Source organism: Corynebacterium sp. 5QC2CO (genome assembly GCF_024580435.1).
Taxonomy (GTDB): domain Bacteria; phylum Actinomycetota; class Actinomycetes; order Mycobacteriales; family Mycobacteriaceae; genus Corynebacterium; species Corynebacterium jeikeium_D.
This window is the reverse complement of record NZ_JANIKI010000013.1, coordinates 22,241-37,793: the sequence shown is the minus strand read 5'-3', so window position 1 is coordinate 37,793 and position 15,553 is coordinate 22,241. Positions and strand designations below refer to the sequence as shown.

The 15,553-nt window shown below is 59.5% G+C and carries 9 protein-coding genes; 6 read left to right on the top strand and 3 right to left on the bottom strand.

The features are described from left to right. Positions 1-6 precede the first annotated feature (6 nt). The 5 genes from brnQ to NQ014_RS09650 all read left to right on the top strand — a co-directional run bounded on the left by brnQ (position 7) and on the right by NQ014_RS09650 (position 7,684). A complete protein-coding gene (brnQ, locus tag NQ014_RS09670; RefSeq protein WP_257075061.1) occupies positions 7-1,410 on the top strand; it encodes a branched-chain amino acid transport system II carrier protein in 1,404 nt (467 codons plus the stop codon). An 80-nt stretch (positions 1,411-1,490) separates the two neighbouring features. Then, entirely contained in the window at positions 1,491-2,735 is a 1,245-nt protein-coding gene (locus NQ014_RS09665) for a dicarboxylate/amino acid:cation symporter (protein ID WP_257075059.1), read from the top strand. 123 nt (positions 2,736-2,858) lie between these two features. Then, complete coding sequence (gene thrC / locus NQ014_RS09660) at positions 2,859-4,307, top strand: threonine synthase (protein ID WP_257075056.1); 1,449 nt, start codon at positions 2,859-2,861, stop codon at positions 4,305-4,307. Between the two features lie 135 nt (positions 4,308-4,442). Further along, positions 4,443-6,179, top strand: coding sequence for a thiamine pyrophosphate-binding protein (locus NQ014_RS09655; RefSeq protein ID WP_257075054.1), 1,737 nt, complete (start codon positions 4,443-4,445; stop codon positions 6,177-6,179). A 77-nt stretch (positions 6,180-6,256) separates the two neighbouring features. Continuing rightward, complete coding sequence (locus tag NQ014_RS09650; protein WP_257075053.1) at positions 6,257-7,684, top strand: nitrate/nitrite transporter; 1,428 nt, start codon at positions 6,257-6,259, stop codon at positions 7,682-7,684. A 29-nt stretch (positions 7,685-7,713) separates the two neighbouring features. Here NQ014_RS09650 and NQ014_RS09645 read toward each other — a convergent pair whose 3' ends face one another. The 3 genes from NQ014_RS09645 to NQ014_RS09635 form a co-directional block, all read right to left on the bottom strand. Further along, complete coding sequence (locus NQ014_RS09645) at positions 7,714-9,918, bottom strand: hypothetical protein (protein WP_257075052.1); 2,205 nt, start codon at positions 9,916-9,918, stop codon at positions 7,714-7,716. 98 nt (positions 9,919-10,016) lie between these two features. After that, positions 10,017-13,199, bottom strand: coding sequence for a bifunctional [glutamine synthetase] adenylyltransferase/[glutamine synthetase]-adenylyl-L-tyrosine phosphorylase (locus tag NQ014_RS09640; RefSeq protein WP_373467722.1), 3,183 nt, complete (start codon positions 13,197-13,199; stop codon positions 10,017-10,019). 60 nt (positions 13,200-13,259) lie between these two features. Beyond that, on the bottom strand, positions 13,260-14,600 hold the full coding sequence (locus NQ014_RS09635) for a glutamine synthetase family protein (RefSeq protein WP_005511085.1): 1,341 nt from the start codon (positions 14,598-14,600) through the stop codon (positions 13,260-13,262). Between the two features lie 140 nt (positions 14,601-14,740). Here NQ014_RS09635 and panB point away from each other — a divergent pair, with 140 nt between their 5' ends. Beyond that, positions 14,741-15,550, top strand: coding sequence for a 3-methyl-2-oxobutanoate hydroxymethyltransferase (panB, locus tag NQ014_RS09630; protein WP_257075050.1), 810 nt, complete (start codon positions 14,741-14,743; stop codon positions 15,548-15,550). Positions 15,551-15,553 lie beyond the last annotated feature (3 nt).

The window sequence follows — 15,553 nt, the reverse complement described above, 5'->3', positions numbered from 1 at the left end:
ATTCTCATGACCAAGTCGAGCGGAGTGGAGTCCCCGAAGTCTTTCGCTTCCATTATCGTTGTTACCGCGCTCATGCTGTTTTCGATGTTCTTCGGCGCGGGTAACCTTATCTTCCCGCCGAAGCTCGGAGTGGATTCCGGTAGCAACTTTGGCCCCTCAATCACCGGTTTCCTGCTCACCGGTGTGGCGTTGCCAGTTCTGGCCATCATCGCCATCGCCATTTCAGGCAACAACCTGCGTGACCTAGCGTTCCGCGCGGGCCGCATCTTTTCCCTGGGCTTCCCGGTAATCGCATACCTTTCCATCGGTGCTTTCTACGCTCTACCGCGTACCGGTGCCGTGTCGTACGAAACCGGTGTCCAGCCGATTGTCGGCAGTGATTCGCTGGCCGCCGCTGCGGCCTTCTACTTTGTTTTCTTCGGTATCGCCTTAGTATTGGCGTGGAATCCGAATGAAATTGTGTCCAAGCTGGGCAAGATTCTCACCCCGGCTCTGCTGATTCTCTTGGTTGTATTGGTTGGGATGTCGGCATTCAAATTCGATGCCGCTCCGGCTGCGCCAATTGAAAAGTACTCCTCTACCCCATTTGCCTCCGGCCTAGTCGAGGGCTACCTCACCATGGACTCCATCGCAGGTCTGGCATTCGGCATCATTGTCATTTCTGCCCTCCGCGTTAGCGGTGTCCCAGAGGGCAAGCGCATGGTTCGCGGCACAATGATCTCAGGTCTGTTCGCCGGCATTTTGCTTGCCATCATCTACTTGGGGCTGGGCTATGTCGGCCAGGTGCTGCCGAATGCCGCCTCCTTCGATAACGGCTCGGGCATTCTCGCAGAGGCTTCCAAGCAGGCCATGGGCCAGGTCGGGCAAATCGTCTTTGGCCTCATCGTTTTGCTCGCATGTATGACCACCGCTGTCGGCCTGATTGCCGCAACCAGCGAGTTCTTCAACCTGCTGCTTCCGGGCATCAGTTACAAGGCCTGGGCAATTATCTTCACGGTCATGTCCTTCGCGATGGCAACGCAGGGGCTATCTCAGGTACTGGCGATTGCAGCGCCGATCATTACCTTTATTTATCCGCCGGCAATCACACTGATCGCACTGACTCTTCTCGACCCGGTCATTTCCTACTCCTTCAAGCTGCATTACACCTACCGCCTGGGCGTCTGGGTTGCCACCATCTGGTCGGGTATCTCAGTGCTCTCCGGTCTGGGTGTCGGTGGTTCTGCTTTGGCGGACTTCCTCAGTCTCGTACCTGGTCAGACCATCGAGTTCGGATGGTTCCTGCCGACTCTGGCAGCGACGGTGATCGGATACGCAATTGACGTCGTCACGCGAAAGCAGCGCGCAAATCGCCCGGCGAGTGTGCTTGCCGACGAGGCCGCCAAAGAAGAGGTAGCCGAAAAGGCGTAAAACCACACCCGGTTATTTGCGTTGCATAACGTAAATACCGCACGCTAGAGAAGTAAATTCCATCCGAACAAGGATTGACTATGAGTACCCGAATGCGTTTTACGCAAACGCTCCTATTCCGCGTTATTGTCGCGGTTATTCTGGGCATTGTCTGCAGCTTTTTCTTCCCGGAATGGCTGGCTCGAATTTTTGTCACTTTCAATGGCCTCTTTGGTAACTTCCTGGGCTTCTTTATCCCGGTGCTGATTTTTGCCCTCATCACGCCGGCGATTGCCAGCCTGGGCCGCGGCGCCGGAAAGTGGCTGGGTATTACCACTGCTATCGCCTACGGCTCGACGGTGTTTTCGGGTCTATTGGCCTACGCCGCCACCCAGGGGCTCTACCCTTGGCTGCTCGGCGCTGACCAAGCCGGCGCATCGGTGGATATTGATGAGGGCGCGCTGGAGAGCTTCTTCAATGTGGAGATGCCACCGCCGTTTGATGTCATGACCGCCCTGCTGCTGGCTTTCACGGTCGGTGTGGCGATGACCACCGTGAAGTCGGACTCGCTCTACCGCGGTGCAACGCAGCTGCGCGACGTGATTATGAAGATTATCTCGGCGTTTATCATCCCGCTGCTGCCGATTTACATCTTCGGCATGTTCCTGTCTATGGGCATGAACGGCAACCTGACCACGACGCTGTCGATGTTCTTCAAGGTGCTCGTTCTGGCAGTCATCGGCACCGTGCTTCTGTTGGCAATCCAGTTCTCCATCGCTGGTGCCATCACTGGCCGCAGCCCGTGGCAATCCCTGAAGAACATGCTGCCTGCCTACGCCACCGCACTCGGCACCTCCTCCTCGGCCGCTACCATTCCGGTGACTTACAAGGCCGCGCTGAAAAATGGTGTCTCGGAGAAGGTCGCTGGCTTTACCGTGCCGCTGTGCGCGACCATTCACCTGGCCGGTTCGATGATGAAGATCACCCTGTTCGCGTTTGCGGTGATGTTCATGGCGGACAAGCAGGTTTCGCCGGGCATGGCCATCGGCTTCATTCTCACTTTGGGTATCACCATGATCGCGGCCCCGGGCGTTCCGGGTGGCGCAATTATGGCCGCGGTCGGTGTGCTGCAGTCCATGCTGGGCTTCGATCAGGAGCAGGTCGCTTTGATGATTGCCGCCTACATCGCCATCGACTCCTTCGGTACCGCATGTAATGTCACTGGTGACGGTGCAATTGCCATGATCGTTAACCGCTTCGCCAAGGACGATGTCATCGACCGTTCCGAAGAGCTCAGCTTCGACGCTGAAGAGGCCAATTCCGCATCTTCCGCAACCGGGGCCTAACTGGCTTCGGTGCGTATGTAAAAATTAAAGAAAACATCCACCGGTCAACCCCGTCGCAATCTTTCAAAAGGCCTTCTTATGGGCCGATGCGGCGGGTGTTGGCATACATGTAAGGGGCCCGCCTTGGACTTCATTTCGACTCGCGACCCAGAGCGCACGCCGCACAAGTTCTCAGACATTCTCCTGGGAGGTCTCGCTAACGACGGTGGCCTCTACCTGCCGGTCGAGTACCCACAGGTTGACGATGCCACTTTGACGCGTTGGCGCTCCGTGCTTGTCGACGACGGTTACGCAGCCTTGGCTGCAGAGGTCGTCAGCCTTTTTGTGGACGACATTCCACTGGAGGATTTGCGCGGTATCTGCGCACGGGCGTACACCTACCCGAAGTTCTCCGATCCGGATATTGTGCCGGTGACGAAGCTGGAAGATCAGCTCTACATCGGTCACTTGTCCATGGGCCCCACGGCGGCATTCAAGGATATGGCGATGCAGCTGCTCGGTGAGTTCTTCGAGTATGAGCTGGCTCGTCGTGGTGAGACCCTGAATATCCTCGGCGCCACCTCTGGTGACACGGGTTCCTCGGCCGAGTACGCAATGCGCGGCCGTGAGGGAATCAGCGTGTTCATGCTAACTCCGGCTGGTCGAATGACCGCTTTCCAGCAGGCTCAGATGTTTGGTCTGCAGGACGCCAACATTCACAACGTTGCCCTCGATGGGGTCTTCGATGATTGCCAGGACATCGTTAAGGCGGTCTCCGGTGATTTGGACTACAAGGCCAGCCGCCACATTGGCGCAGTCAATTCCATCAACTGGGCTCGCCTGATGGCTCAGATTGTGTACTACGTCTCCTCGTGGATTCGTGTCACTGGTGGCAACGGTGCTGAGGCCGATAACTCGCAGAAGGTCAGCTTCAGTGTGCCGACCGGCAACTTCGGCGATATCTGCGCTGGCCATATTGCACGTCAGATGGGTGTGCCAATTGACCGCCTGATCGTGGCTACCAATGAAAACGATGTGTTGGATGAGTTCTTCCGCACGGGCGCCTACCGCGTGCGCAGCGCTGCGGAGACGCAGGCTACCTCTTCCCCATCGATGGATATCTCCCGCGCGTCTAACTTCGAGCGTTTCATCTTCGACCTGCTGGAGCGCGATGCTGAGCGCACTGCAGACCTCTTTGGTGTCAAGGTCAAGGAGGGCGGCTTCTCTCTTACTGCTGATCCGATTTTCCCGGAGGCTTCTGCCCAGTACGGTTTCCTCTCCGGTCGCTCGACTCACGCTGACCGCGTCGAGACCATCAAGGACTGCTGGGAGCGCCTGGAGGTCATGGTCGATCCGCACACCGCTGACGGCATCCACGTCGCCCGCGGCCTGGTAGACCAGGTATCTACCCCAATTGTCTGTCTGGAGACTGCCCTGCCGGTAAAGTTCTCCGAGACCATCTTGGAGGCCACCGGACGCGAGCCGGATTGCCCGGAGCGTTTCGCGGATATCATGAATGCCCCGCGCCGCGTTACCGAACTGCCGAATGATGTCGATGTGGTGAAGAAGTTCATCGACGACAACGTGGCTTAAAACCGGGCATAGCCCAACGTCACCCCCATCCGCGCAGCAGCGATGTGGAATAGTGCCCTCTTTTTTAAGGGCAAACGGCATTATCTTGGGCTATAGGGCTGTTATTACCCCCGTGATTACCTCACAATTGTTCACATGAGTTTCACTCGAGTTAATAGCCGTCCTATGCCCCACGCGCCCGCGTCTTCCCCGCAGGAAGGTTTCCAAAAGACCACAACGGTCTCGCGGGCGCTGGCCGACACACTGGCCCAGCACTGCGACCACTGCTTCGGTCTCATCGGCAACGCGAACTCCCACTTCACGTCAGCCCTTACCGAATCGGGATTCGGCTACTCCTCCGTCCGACACGAATCGGCTGCTGTCGGGGCCGCCGATGCCTTCCACCGCGCAGGCGGAGGGCTTGCTATCGCGACCGCCACTTGCGGCGCAGGATTCACCAATGCGCTAACTACTCTGGCCGAGGCTCGAGTAGCTCGTATTCCGCTGGTTTTTGTCGTCGGCACGCACCCGGAACGCCCACGTCCCTTTGACCTCAATCAGGCGGCGCTCCTCGACGCCCTCGATGTCTGCCATCGCACTGTTACTCCCGAGTCCGCGCTAGACGACGCAAACTTTGCGGTCCAGCACGCACTGAGCTCTCGGCAGCCTGTCGTGCTGCTGCTCCCCTATGACATCCAAGAAGCACCGATAACGGCATCTGCGTCTGAAACACAGTCGGCTAACCAGGAGCATCTACACACCAGCAGACCAGAATGGTTAGAGTCAACTGTCACGTCGCTGGCAGAGGAACTGCAGGCTGCCCGCCGCCCTCTCATTATTGCTGGTAGAGGTGTATTGCTCTCTGATACCGCAGAGCTAGTCCGCCGCATCGGGGACAGTGTAGGGGCACTGTTTATGCACTCAGCGATGGCTCGTCATGTGCTTTCCAGCCCGTGGCAGATTGGCACTGTGGGCGGTTTTGCGCACGCGTGGCAGGTGGAGCTAGCTCGACAGGCCGATGTGGTGCTGTTCCTGGGAGCAAGTTTCAACGCCTTCCAAAACCGTGGCGGCAACATGTTTGCACCGGACGCGAAGATTATCCAGGTTGTCGACGAGCCCCATCCCGCCGCTCAGCCATCGGTGACACCGCTATTGGCTAAGCTGGAGGAACTTCTGCCCGTCCTGGCAGAGCGGCTGGAGAAGCCCCGGGGATCGTCGTCAAGCACATGGCGTGCAGAGTTGAAGACACTGCCGACGGCAGCGGAGGTCGAGTCGCTGACATGTGCGGATGGCCGGCTGGATCCGCGGGCGTGCCTGCAGTACCTGAATCGTGTCCTGCCCAATCAGCGCGCTGTGTGTACTGACGGAGGCCATTTCCTGGGATGGGTTCCGAAATATCTCGATGTGCCGGGCCCGCAGCAGCAAGTGATTGTGGGCACGGCGATTCAGTCAATTGGTTTGGGCATGGGGTCACTTGTCGGCCTCGCGGCGGCACGGCCCGAGGACTATTGCGTGCTAGTCGCCGGTGACGGTGGCGGCACGATGGGCATTGCGGATCTACCCGCGGCGATAGAGCAGCTGCGTCGTGGTCGTGGCGGCTGCGTGGTGTTCATTAACGATGCTGCCTACGGCGCGGAGCTGCACCAGTTTGGCGATGTCGGGTTGGACACCTCGTCGATGGAGATCGCCGACTACGACTTCGCCGCAGTCGGACGTGCGTATGGCGCTCACGGTTTCAATGTCGGCAAACCCGAGGACTTTGCCCAGCTCGACGCCTATTTCCATGACGTTTCCAACTCCGATGAGGCTTCCGTTGCCGTAATTGATTTCAAGGTCTCGCGGCTGGTGGTTGCGGACTTCGTGAAGGAAGTTCTGGCTAAGGCACAAAGGTAGTTTGCCGCGGGCATAATCGGGTCACCTAGAACCCCGGTGCGCCCCCACTTCAGGCCGGTTAGTTGATGGGGTCTACAATGTGGCGAGTGGTAAAGCAGCGTAACGGTAACGATCAGATTTCATCAACAGATCAGCCCGCCACCGCGGTGGCAAAGGACCCGCGCGAGCACGTCACTGGCCGCGCGATTGCCGTCTGGCTGGCGGCGCTGATTACCTACATCGTTGCCATCGTCGGCCGCACCTCCATGGGTGTCGCTGGCGTCGAGGCGCTCAATCGCTTCCATATCAACGCCTCCCAACTCGCGCTGTTCACCGCCGTGCAGGTTGGTGTCTACGCCCTGGCGCAGATTCCGACGGGCATCATCATTGACCGCGTCGGCGCCAAGAAAACCATGGTCGTGGGCGCACTGATTATGGCGCTGGGCCAGGTCATCATCGCGTTTACGACATCGTATCCGCTGGCTGTCATCGCTCGTGTGTTCATCGGCGCCGGCGATGCCACCGCATTCCTCGGTGCGATGCGACTGCTTCCCGCGTGGTTCCCACTGCGCGTCACTCCGCTGTTCACGCAGCTCACGGCTGGTCTTGGCCAGCTCGGCCAGTTCATCTCTGCGGTCCCGTTCCTCGCGATTCTGCACGCCGCGGGGTGGGTGCCCGCGTTCTTGTCGCTGAGCACCGCGGGTCTTCTCATCGCTATCGTAGGCATGATCGCGCTTGCCGACGTCCCGGAGAACTCCTCCACAGCCAAGATGTCACTTCGTAAACGCCGCGCCGCCAAGAAGGCCGCGAAGACGGCTGCCAATGGCGGGACCTCTGCCGCAGCCGACGAGAAACTGACTATCGGCCAGACTCTGAAGATTGTGACCACTCACCCGGTGTGCTGGCAGGGTTTCTTCACTCACTGGACTGGTTTGATGCATCAGTGCATCTTCACATTGCTGTGGGGCATGCCTCTGATGATGCTGGGTATGGGTCTTAAGCCCTCCGAGGCCAGTGTGGTGCTGGTCGTTAACACGCTGTCAGTAATTATCGCCGGGCCGTTGATGGGCATGGTCTCGGCACGCACCGGCCGCGACCGCATCAAGGTTGTTGTCGCAATCGCGTTTATCAACATGGCCGTCTGGATTGTGTTCCTGGCACCGAGCAACCCACCAGCGTACTGGGCAATTATTGTGGTCAACATCCTAATGGCCGGTCTTGGCGCGATGTCCAACTTCGGCTTCGACTCAGTGCGCGAAGAGGTCGATCGCAAGGTACTCGCCACGGGCACTGGGCTGGCGAATATGGGCGGTTTCGTGGCCACCATGCTCGCTGCACAAGGTGTCGGCTTCCTGCTGGATATTGCAGCTCCCGATGGAAACTACACCTGGGAGACCTTCCGCATTGGCTGGTTGGCTGTCGTCGGTGTGTGGGTGATTGGTTTCGTTGGCCTGCTGGTGGCAAAGCGTGCGGCGGCACGCTTTGTCGCCCAGCAGAGCCGTTTTGAGCTGGAACCTACGGAGTAGGAACTACAGGAAGTCGAGAGACGGAGCGGCTAGAACAGCGAAAGCTGCTCTGGTCCTTCCAGTCCCTCCGAGTCCTCCGATTGCCCAGAGGAGTCTGCGCGGCCGCTATCCGCCGTGCGTTCGCTGCCATCGGTCTGAGCACCATGGGAAACGCGCTCACCGGTGTCAGTTTCGGAGGCTGCGTTCTCCGGGACGTCGTCAAGCGAAGGCGTTGGTGCTACGGCCTCACGCTCATACATTTCCTGCAGCTTCTCGGTCTTGGTAATGCGGACTAGCTCGGCGTAGATGACCAGCTTCATAGAACTATTGACCAGTGGCCCCAGCTGGGAAAACAGGACATCGACGTCGCCGTCAACCGCGAGGCAAGCGCGACGCAGGCTCTCCTCGGAAATAATCCAGCGAGAAGTTTCCGCGCAGGTTTCGCGGTCGCCGATGAAGTCCAACGCGAGGGCAACCTGGTTGCTGGCGACGCCATCAAGTGTGGCAGCCAGGCGCTCGTTAGGTGCGGCATCCTTGAACAGGCGGGCAATCTGGACTGCCTCCGCCGTCGGCACCTGACCAGCGGCATACTCAGCGATGAGTTCGGCCATGCGCTGAGCACCGACGTGCTGATCAGTCAGCCAAATGTCGTGCAAGGCATACATGATAGCCATGGCCTGCCAGGAGGAGTGCCCATGGTAGAGAATGCCCAAGATGCCGGCCTGCTCCAGCAGCCAACCGACCATCGCTTCCCCATCGGCGCCATTGCGAGCGCAGAGGTTGTCGACATTCCAAGCCATATGCCCTTCGACGCAGCAGCCATAGAACTTCTGATCTTCCTCCAGCTGCGCGGCCAGTGACACTACTTCACGCGCGGCATACGGGTAGCCGTAGGCAAGGGTGGCATGCGACAGATCATCGACGCCCATGGTCACCCACGGAAACTCACCGTGCCACGGACCGCGACCAACGAGGAAGCCCGCCGCGAGATACGCCCATCGGGTCGAGGCATCAGCGTTGTACCAGTACTGCAGTGCGCGCGGCGTCGGATGCCCGCTGTCAGCGTGAATCAATCCCGCGTTGACCAGCATCTCCACAATCCAGGGCGCCGCAAAAGCACTCGCACCTATTGATGCTGCGAAGTCCTGAATCCACAGCAGGCTCGATTCCTCATACATGTGCAACGGGTCCTTCAGGCGCCCGTCGCCGCTACCCGCAGCATCCATAAACGCCGAAGCAAACGCCACCGCAGCCACCGAAGCTTCGGTCAATTCCTTTGACTCCAGCGTTGCCGGGAAAGACTCCGTCGGATGCGGCTTACGAATCGACCACATGTCGCCCTTGAGCGCCAACGCGACTGCACCCACCAGGCGGGCAACGACTGTCGAATCGTTGCGTGCTTCCGATTCTTGCTCGGAATCCGGCATCGCCGGTTCTTCTAGCACGGTCAGCAGCAGACGCTCTTCGGCCCAGCGCACCGCGTCGGCGCGTAGTTCAGACCACATATAGGAGGGCAAGTACTTCTCGTCGGTTGCCATCCAGCGCAGCTCATTGCGAATATCCACCGGAGCTGTCATCACCAGAGCCCGCACCTTCACCGGATCGCAGAGGAAGCCTGCAATTTGCTCCACCTGGCGAGCCTGCAAATTTCGCACCGTTAAATCGCTGGCACTCAGTGCTCGCGATGTGCCCTCTCCCGGAGCGTTATCCGGCTCCAGCCCCATGCGCTCCATACGGCGACTCAGCACATCCGCTGGCATATTCGCCACCAAGTCGGCGACGCGGAAGCTGAGGCTCGGTTCCGCCGGGAACACCTCCGAAATATGTGGCGGCACATGCCACACGCCCGCCGGTTCCTCCCACACGAGCCCCTGACGCTGGCCACGGCGTAGCACATGCTCAAGCTGCTGCTTGCCGACGCGACGACGCTTGCGGTCAACACCCTTCGGCGTATCGTGCGCCATCACGTCCGCATCCGATGCCCAATAGGCCACTTCTGTGAGGGTATCCAGCGATGCGGAATCCTCCAGAATATGAACTAAGTGAGCCACATCGAGAACATCGGGATCACAAAAAGACAGCGCCGTATGCGCTGAATCCTGTGACATCAGCAATTCCACCGCCTCTTGCCCAGCAGCTGAGGTGTCAGCTGCTGGGCACGTGCGGCTCAATAAAAAACGCAGGTCAGTGCCATCGAGGTTGAGAATGAAATCCTCATACCTAGGGCGTACCGAATAATCGATGTTGCGTTCCATAGCCCACCATTATGCCCGGTCGCCGTGCTAAGACAAAGGCTGCACCCCGCAGCCACATAATGATCCTCGCAGCGAGGTTCGGCAGACCTCTGCCCGGCCTACTCGTGGTCGGGGTTCTCCTCACCCCAAAACACGCGATTGACGACACGGCTGGAGTGACGAGTCAGACGCAAATAGTGCTCAATAAAACCGTTGGAATCCGATGCCTCCCACCCCGCCGCACCTGCGACCTGAGTCAGCTGACGCCCCGGCTGTGGCAACTGATCCGTGCGTTTACCACGCGTGAGCACCAGTGCATTGCGAGCATTCGTCGCCATCAACCAGGCATCCCGAAGCGCGTCGGTATCTTCCACATCTAGAATTCCGCGGTCTTTCAGCACTTCCAGACACTCCAGCGTCGACGTGTTGTGCAACTCCGGCACTTCGTGGGCATGCAGCATGATTAGCAGCTGCACAGTCCATTCAATATCGGTCAGTGCACCGGAACCGAGTTTGGTGTGGGTACGGCGATCAGCTCCGCGAGGCAGCCGTTCGGAATCAACACGCGCCTTCATACGACGGACATCGCGGACCATCTTGGCATCAGCTCCGCCCTCTGGGTACCTCAGCGGATCGATGGCCTTGAGGAAGCGGGTGCCCAGGTCTTTATCGCCGGCAATCCAGGTAGCACGTAGCAGTGCCTGAATCTCCCAGGTTTCACCCCAGCGCTCGTAGTAGCTCACATAGGAATCCAGGGTCCTGACAATCGGACCCGAGCGTCCTTCTGGACGCAGGTCCACGTCAACTTCCAGTGGTGGGTCCTGGCTTGGCTTTGCCAGCCGACGACGCAACGAGTCACAAATCCTGGTTGCCCACTTGACCGCCTCGGAATCGTCGACAAGCGGCGTGCCATCGGCGTCCTTGCGGGGTTCACAGATGAACATCACGTCGGCATCGGAGCCGTAGCCCAGTTCAGCACCGCCGAGTCGCCCCATACCAATCACGGAGATAACGCCCGGGACCTCCGAGTCAGGATGCTCCAGCGACCATGCACGGATTTCGGCGGCGAGGGCAGCTTCGAGCACGTTGTCCCACACCATCGACAGAGAGTGACAGACCTCTTGCACATCCATCAGCCCGAAAAGATCCGCGGAGGCAATGCGCGCGAGCTCTGCACGGCGCAACGCACGTGCCACACCAATGGCCTTAGCTGGACTGTTGTGACGGGCAGCCGCTGCGACCAGCGCACGCCCGACTACATCGGAGTCGGTATTCAGTAGCTTTGGCCCGGACGCACCGTCGCCGAACCGTTTAATTACGTCCGGCGCACTCATAATCAGATCAGACGCGTACGGCGAAGAACCGAGCACACGCATCAGCCGCTGGCCGACGACGCCCTCATCGCGCAGCGCTCGCAGGAACCACGTTTCGTCGTGGAGCTTCTCAGAGAGCTTGCGATAATTGAGCAGACCCGCGTCGGGATCTGGCGTCGACGATAGCCACTCCATCAGCGTCGGTAGCAGCATCGCCTGAATACGCGACTTGCGCGAGCTCCCCGCCGCCAGCGCAGAAAGATGCTCGTAGGCGCGATCCGGGTACTGATAGCCCAGCGCGGCCAGCTGGCGCTTTGCCGCATCGGCCGATAGCTGCAGGGTTCCGATGTCCTGCTCCACCACGGAGTTCAGCAGTGGACGGTAGAAAAGTTTGTTGTGCAGGGAGCGAATCTGCGAGCTGGCCAGTCGAACCTGCTTGGCCAGCGGTTTGCTGGCATCGGTGCCGCCCTCACCGACGATGCCAGAGGCCCGACCGAGCCACTGAAGGGCTTCGGTGTCGTCCTCGGCGGGCAATAAATGCGTCCGCCGCATCTTCTGCAGCTGCAGGCGGTGCTCCAGCAGACGGATGAATTCGTATGCGTTAATCAGCGCGGCACCGTCTTCGCGACCGATGTAGCCAGCCTCGACAAGTGCGTCGAGTGCCATCACAGTTGGCAGCACGCGGAGGCTATCGTCATAGCGACCGTGGACCAGCTGCAGCAGCTGCACCGCGAACTCGACATCCCGCAGACCACCGCGACCGAGCTTGAGCTCTCGGTAGCGAAGCTCTTCGGGGACGTTTTGAACCACGCGGGCGCGCATGCGTTGAACATCGTCGACGAAGGATTCCCGCTGAGAGGCGGTCCACACCATCGGGGCCAGAGCATCGATGTATTCGCGGCCCAGCTCGACATCGCCCGTCATCGGCCGCGCCTTCAGTAACGCCTGGAACTCCCAGGTTTCGGCCCAGCGCTTGTAGTAGGCGACGTGGGAATCCACGGTGCGTACAAGTGCACCCGACTTGCCCTCCGGGCGGAGATTCGCGTCGACCTCAAAGAAGCAGTGACAAGAAATCCGGATAAATTCACTGGCCAAACGAGTGGCTCGGGCATCCGCCGGCTCTGCGACGAAAATGACATCCACATCGGAGATGTAGTTCAGCTCTTCCGCACCGCACTTACCCATGGCGATTACGGCCAGGCGTGTTGAGACCGGCGACGAAGGAAAGACCTGCTGAACAGCTACAGACAGTGCAGCCGTCAACGCCGCATCAGCCAGATCACTGAGTGCCTCCGAGACCTGACGGAATGGGACTTGTGGCTGTCCCGGACGGCGAGGACCCCGTGGGTACGTGCCAGCCAAGTCGTAGCACGCAATACGCATAATCAAGTCTCGGTAGGCGCACTGCATCGCAACTTCGGCCTCACGGCCGGTGAGCTTCGCACGGTACAAACCGGGGCCTTCAAGCGTGGCGGGCGCAACGACGGGCTTGCGATACTCCGGATCCTCCTGCTTTTCCAGACTGGCCTCATCAGTGAGTTCAATGACCTCGGGCACAGCCCCGACGCTGGAGAGCATCTCGCGGAACATGTCTGCCTCAGTAGGAAGCTCAGCTTGGAGTAGAACCCACTTTTCTGGGTGTGCAACCAGGTGATCGCCCAGTGCACTCGAGCCGCCGAGCAGCGCAAACATACGCGTACGCAGCGGCACCTGCTCGCGCATGGCCTCATCGAGACCGGACCAGGTGGCCCAGTTCTCCAGCTTTCTCTGCTGCTCCAGCTCGTCGAGAGCGCCTTTCAGCCGCACTAGCGCCATGAGCGCCAGTTTGGGGTCGCTGGCTCCGGCAAGACCCCACAACAGGTGTAGGGATTCCTCGTTGTACCACCCCAAATCTTCCAGGTCAGCGCGCGTCCGATCGTCGTTACGCAAGCCCAGCGCTGCGGGCCGCGGCACTGACTGGCGGGATGTGCGAGGTCGATTCATCACCATTGAAACTGGTCACCCAAAAAACAAATTAAAGACGAAAAGGAAGGGAGCGGTACGGGGAAACTAATAATCCAGGGTTGTGCGCAGCTCCCACTGCGTCACCTGACGCTGGAACTCGCGCCACTCGCGCCACTTATTGAGCAGGAAGAACTCGTAGACATGGTCGCCGAGAGCATCGGCCACCAGATCGGAACGTTCCATCTCCTGCAGCGCCACCTCCAGGGACGTCGGCAAATCGCGGTAGCCCATCGCACGTCGTTCCCGCTTGGTCAACTCGGAGATGTTGTCCTCTGCCTGCTCCGGAAGCTGGTAGCCCTCCTTAATTCCCTTCAGACCGGCGGCCAAAATCACCGAGTAAGCGAGATACGGGTTACAGGCCGAGTCCAAGGAACGAATTTCCACCCGGCGCGAATGTGCCTTACCCGGCGAGTACATGGGCACACGCACGAGCGCCGAGCGGTTGGCCATGCCCCAGGTCGCGGACGTAGGAGCCTCATCGCCAAATGCCGTGCGCTTGTAGGAGTTGACCCACTGATTGGTCACAGCGGAAATCTCGCTGGCGTGGGTCAGAATGCCGGCAATGAAACCCTTTGCGGTGTCGGAGAGCTGGTTTTCATCATCCGGGTCGTGGAATGCATTGGTGTCCCCTTCAAAAAGGGAAATGTGCGTGTGCATGCCATTGCCCGGCAAGTCCTGGAAAGGTTTCGGCATGAATGTCGCCTGCACACCATTTTTCATTGCAATCTGCTTAATGATGTAGCGGAAGGACATCACGTTATCCGCCATAGTCAGCGGATCGGCGTAGCGCAGATCGATTTCCTGCTGACCCGGCGCGTTTTCGTGATGGGAGAACTCCACGGGGATTCCCATGTCTTCCAACACCGTGATCGCTTCTTGGCGAAAGCGGGGAGCGCGGTCGTAGACCGCCTGGTCAAAGTAACCGCCATTGTCCGTTGGCACCGGCGGCTTTCCATCAGTAGCCAGGCTCTCTACGAGGAAAAACTCAATCTCCGGGTGGATGAACGCGTGGAAGCCCTCGTCGGCAAGCGCCTTAATTTGACGGCGCAGCACCTGGCGTGGATCTGCCCACGACGGCTGACCATCGGGCATGACGATGTCGCAGAACATGCGCGCGGACGTAATCGTGTCTTCTTTATGCAGACGCGGCATGACCTGGAACGTCGAGGGATCCGGTTGCGCAATAGTGTCAGCCTCGGAGACGCGGGAAAAGCCCTCTACCGCGGAGCCATCGAAACCGATGCCCTCTTCGAAAGAGCCCTCAAGCTCAGCCGGTGCGACGGCAACGGACTTCAGATACCCCAAAATATCGGTAAACCAGAGGCGGATATAGCGGATATCTTGCTCTTCGATTGCGCGGAGGACGAATTCCTGCTGACTGTTCATACTTTCCAACGTTACCCAGGTGCCCGGATTCGCGGTACACATTTTGACCATTCGGCGTGGCTAGCCAACTGCCGCGTCCGAGCCACAACCGCTGCCCTCGTGGCCTCGAATTGCGGGTGACTATGGCATGCTCTATTGACATGAGCGGAAAAAAGATTCGTCTGAATAATCTGGCCGAATGGAAGGCTGAGTCTCGCCCCTGGGCAATGCTGACTTGCTACGACTACTCCACCGCGCGCGCTTTTTCCGCCGCCGGTGTCGAGCTGCTGTTGGTCGGCGACTCTGCAGCAAACGTTGTCTACGGCTACGACACCACCACCGAGATCTCGCTGGAAGAAATGATCCCGCTTGCTCGCGGTGTCGTCCGGGGCGCTGGCAACGCACTTGTGGTTGCCGATTTACCCTTCGGCACTTACGAGGCCTCCGATGAGCAGGCCGTGCTGTCCGCCGCGAAGATGATGCGCGAAACCGGCGCACACATGATCAAGATTGAAGGTGGCGTGCGCATCGCTCCGCGCATCCGTGCGCTGGTCAACGCCGGCATTCCGGTCATGGCTCACATCGGTTTCACCCCGCAGTCCGTCAACGCACTGTCCGGTTTCAAGGTACAGGGACGCGGTGCGGGGGCGGAACAGCTGCGTGCCGACGCCCATGCGGTAGCCGATGCTGGCGCCTCGGCCGTTGTCCTGGAGATGGTGCCGGCGGATCTGGCCACCGAGATTACCCGTGAGCTATCCATTCCGACCTGTGGCATTGGCGCTGGTAATCAGTGCGATGGCCAGGTTCTCGTCTGGCAGGATGCCTTTGCAGTTCCGGCCGATGGCCGCAGGCCGTCGTTTAGTTCGGTGTTCGAAGAGGTCGGCGAGATGCTGACCAAGGGAGCTAAGCAGTATGTCGACCAGGTGCACTCCCGCGAGTTCCCAACTGAGGCGCAGAACTTCTCGGGTTAGTTC

Excerpts from the sequence above, each read along its gene's own strand:
- brnQ (WP_257075061.1), top strand. The coding sequence starts at position 7 with ATGACCAAGTCGAGCGGAGTGGAGTCCCCGAAGTCTTTCGCTTCCATT.
- NQ014_RS09665 (WP_257075059.1), top strand. The coding sequence starts at position 1,491 with ATGAGTACCCGAATGCGTTTTACGCAAACGCTCCTATTCCGCGTTATT.
- NQ014_RS09655 (WP_257075054.1), top strand. The coding sequence starts at position 4,443 with ATGAGTTTCACTCGAGTTAATAGCCGTCCTATGCCCCACGCGCCCGCG.
- NQ014_RS09650 (WP_257075053.1), top strand. The coding sequence starts at position 6,257 with ATGTGGCGAGTGGTAAAGCAGCGTAACGGTAACGATCAGATTTCATCA.
- NQ014_RS09645 (WP_257075052.1), bottom strand. The coding sequence starts at position 9,918 with ATGGAACGCAACATCGATTATTCGGTACGCCCTAGGTATGAGGATTTC.
- NQ014_RS09640 (WP_373467722.1), bottom strand. The coding sequence starts at position 13,199 with ATGGTGATGAATCGACCTCGCACATCCCGCCAGTCAGTGCCGCGGCCC.
- NQ014_RS09635 (WP_005511085.1), bottom strand. The coding sequence starts at position 14,600 with ATGAACAGTCAGCAGGAATTCGTCCTCCGCGCAATCGAAGAGCAAGAT.
- panB (WP_257075050.1), top strand. The coding sequence starts at position 14,741 with ATGAGCGGAAAAAAGATTCGTCTGAATAATCTGGCCGAATGGAAGGCT.